Source organism: Pseudomonas sp. PA-4-8C (genome assembly GCF_021606625.1).
GTDB lineage: Bacteria > Pseudomonadota > Gammaproteobacteria > Pseudomonadales > Pseudomonadaceae > Aquipseudomonas > Aquipseudomonas lactis.
Genome location: NZ_WKCD01000402.1, coordinates 1 through 3,579 on the forward strand (window position 1 = coordinate 1; position 3,579 = coordinate 3,579).

Consider the following 3,579-nt stretch of genomic DNA (forward strand, 5'->3'; position numbering starts at 1 on the left):
CGCGTGTCATCGTCCGCCAGGCGGAACTTGAGGTATTGGCCAGCCCGCACCGCCACTGGGGTTTCGGGCGTCAATATCAACTCGATCACATCGGGCCCCAGCGCACGCTTGCTGTGCACTTGCGCCGCCACTACCAGCGCGGGCGTATCCAGCGACCAGCCGGGAATATGCAGGCGCATGTCGCCACAGGCGTGGCTCTGGCATAACAACATCTCATTGGCTGCCAAAGGATAAGAAGGCTGCGGCGCGCCCGGCGCCAGGCGCTTGGCCCGGTACGCACCTTCAGCGACCACTACCTTGCACGAACCGCAGGCGCCACGGCGACAAGAGAACGGCACGGCCAGGCCACTGGCGAGCATGGCGTCGAGCAAGAGTTCGTCGCCCGCGTCAAAGGTTTTCCCCGAGGGAGAGAGTTCGATGACATGACGTGTATTCATAAAGACCTCGGGATGAGTGAGACCTGATTGTTGCGCTAGACTAGGCCCATTAAAACCTCCAGATTTGGATACTTCAGATGGTCCAGATGCGTAAATGGCGCCCCTTGCTGCGGCTTGAAGAAGGCACCGGCCAGGCGTCCTACCGCAAGATTGCCGAAGGCTTGGTCAATGCCATCCTCGAGGGCCGCCTGCCACCTGGAACATTGCTGCCAGGCACGCGAGAAATGGCGCAGTTGCTCGACGTCAACCGCAAGACGGTGATCCTGGCTTACGAAGAAGCCATGACCAAGGGCTGGCTGGTCAGCGAGCCGCGCCGTGGCACCTTCGTCAATGCGCAGCTGACACCCAAGCAGCTGCCCGGCGTTACCCAACCGTCTTTCGCGCCGCCGTTGCTGGAGCAACCACGGGTACCCTATTTCACCCATAACGCCCAAGTGGTCGCGCTTGAGCATCGCCACGACGCGCTGTTTTTCGACAACGGCACCAGCGACCACCGCCTGCTGCCCCAAGCCGTTTTGCACCGTTACTATCGCCATGCATTGCGCAACAGCTTCGCCTCCAATACCGTGCGCTACGGCAGCGAAGGCACCGGCTATCACTTGCGCTGCGCCCTGGCCGAGATGCTGCGCAACAACCGTGGGCTGACGGTCACTGCCGAAAATATCTGCCTGACCCAGGGCACCCAGATGTCCCTGTACCTGAGTGCCAGCCTACTGCTCAAGCCTGGCGACGTGGTACTGGTGGAGCGCCTGAGCTACCCGCCAGCGTGGGAAATTTTCCGCAAGCTCGGCGCGCTGTTGGTCACGGTCGACATCGACGATGAAGGTTGCCGCACCGATCAGGTCGAGCGCTTATGCCGTGAGCACAAGGTGCGCATGATTTACCTCACACCCCATCACCAGTTTCCCACCACCGTGAGCTTGCACGCTGCACGCCGGCAGCACTTGCTGACGTTGGCCGCGCTGCATGACTTCTGCATTATCGAAGAAGACTACGACCACGAATATCATTTCAGTGGCCGCCCTTACCTACCACTGGCCAGTGACCGCGCCCAACGCCATGTGCTGTACATCGGCTCGTTGTCCAAGGTGCTAGGCTCGACGTTCCGCTGCAGTTATATCGTCGCGCCCACCTCTGTGATTGAAGCCCTGCAGCGCAATGCCGCGCTGATGCTGGGCGATGCCGATGCGGTCGCTCAAGCCATGCTGGCAGACCTGATCAATGACGGGGAGTTGAAAAAACACTTGCGCCGCGTGTCGAAAGAATATCGGGCGCGCCGTACCGTATTGCGAGACTGCCTGGACCAGGCGTTTGGCGCTCGCATACAGGTGCGCGAGCCCGAGGGGGGCTTGGCGTTATGGGTACGTTTCGAGGAAGAAATAGACGTCGATAAGTTGGCAAACGCCGCACTGGACCACGGCGTCGTGGTGCGCAGCGGTCGTCAGTTTTCACCCAACGACCAGCCGGTAAACGCGCTGCGCCTGGGCTTTGCCTCTCTCGACCGGGACGAAATCCAGCAAGCCACGCAGCGCCTGGCCCAGGCGATGAACACCGTGGGCAGGCGCTGAAAAACTTACCCAGCAGTGCCCAGAAACGGCAGCGCCAAGTACAACTTGATCACCACCGCATTGGCGATATCGATGAAGAACGCGCCCACCATCGGCACCACCAGAAACGCAATCTGCGAAGGCCCAAAGCGCTGCGTCACCGCCTGCATATTGGCAATCGCCGTGGGCGTTGCACCAAGCCCGAAACCGCAATGGCCTGCCGCCAGCACCGCCGCATCATAGTTGCGGCCCATCACCCGGAACGTCACGAAAATCGCGAACAGCGCCATCAGCAATGCCTGCGCGGCCAGCAGAATGACGATCGGCAAGGCGAGTGCCGCCAGGTCCCAGAGCTTGAGCGACATCAGCGCCATCGCCAGGAACAGCGACAAACTGACATTGCCCAGCACCGAGACTTCGCGCTCGAACACCTGATGCCAGCCGAGCATCGACAGCCCATTGCGCAGTACGACACCCACGAACAGTACACACACGAACGTCGGCAATTCGAAAGCGGTGCCTTGGATGGCGGCATTCAGCAAGTTGCCGCCCTGTAGGCTGATCGCGACCAATGCCAGGGTCTCGATAAACGAAAACGCCGTGATCAGGCGCTCTTCATTCGGTTGTTCAAACCCCTTGGCCAGGCTCGACTGCGGTTGCCCAATACCTGGCACCTCGACCCGCTTGATCAGAAAACGCGCCACAGGCCCGCCGATCAGGCCGCCGAGCACCAGGCCAAAGGTCGCCGAGGCAATCGCCAATTCAGACGCCGAGGCCACGCCATACTGCTCACTGAACACCGCCCCCCAGGCCGCGCCGGTGCCATGCCCACCGGACAAGGTCACCGAACCCGCCAGCAAGCCCATCAATGGGTCAAGCCCGAGTGCCGACGCCAGCGCGATACCCATGGCGTTTTGCACCACCAGCAAGCCCGTTACCACCAGCAAAAACACCGCCAGGATACGTCCGCCTTTCTTCAGGCTGGCAAAGTCGGCGTTCAAACCGATCGTGGCAAAGAACGCCAGCATCAACGGGGTTTGCAATGAAGGATCGAAGCGTACTTCGATATCGGCAAACCCGCGCAACGCCAGGAGCAGCATGGCGACCAACAGGCCACCGGCTACCGGTTCCGGAATATTGTAAGTACGCAAAAAGCCGATACGGGCCACAAGCCCGCGTCCCAGCAATAGCACCAGTGAAGCGGCAACGAGGGTTGAATAAAAATCGAGTTGAAGCATCCGGTCAGTTCTCTGAAGTGGGCAGGGAGAATGGGTGGCCAGAGTAGAGAACACAGGGCGAAAAGGCATCGACCCTACAAAAATCAAAGACTTTCCCTACAAGCCTCACAATAATAACCTACAACTGAGCTGCACCTCCCCATAGGGATAAGTATCGATACAACTCTATAAGCCGAAGTACCCGACGGTAACCACGATGCGAAGCGAGCCGCTTTTGATCTTGATCTTAAGCGCCCCGTTAAACCACGCTGGCCGGAATTCGACAGGGATTTGGGGGGTAAACCGGCAGGGATGCCGGTTTAGCCGCCCCGCGCCATGGATGGCGCGTGGCGGCGGCCCCCCAAATCACTGGCGGAT

Annotated in this window: 3 protein-coding genes; 1 reads left to right on the plus strand and 2 read right to left on the minus strand. The window is 60.2% G+C overall.

The annotated features are described in order from the left end of the window. On the minus strand, window positions 1-437 hold a 437-nt coding region (locus tag GIW04_RS29000), incomplete at its 3' end, for a 2Fe-2S iron-sulfur cluster-binding protein (protein WP_236479470.1). A 77-nt stretch (window positions 438-514) separates the two neighbouring features. Between GIW04_RS29000 and pdxR the strand changes: the two genes are divergently transcribed. Continuing rightward, a complete protein-coding gene (pdxR, locus tag GIW04_RS29005) occupies window positions 515-2,005 on the plus strand; it encodes a MocR-like pyridoxine biosynthesis transcription factor PdxR (protein ID WP_120247745.1) in 1,491 nt (496 codons plus the stop codon). A 5-nt stretch (window positions 2,006-2,010) separates the two neighbouring features. Here the strand turns inward: pdxR and gltS are convergent, their stop codons facing one another. After that, window positions 2,011-3,222, minus strand: coding sequence for a sodium/glutamate symporter (gene gltS / locus GIW04_RS29010; RefSeq protein WP_003190086.1), 1,212 nt, complete (start codon window positions 3,220-3,222; stop codon window positions 2,011-2,013). Window positions 3,223-3,579: the final 357 nt, after the last annotated feature.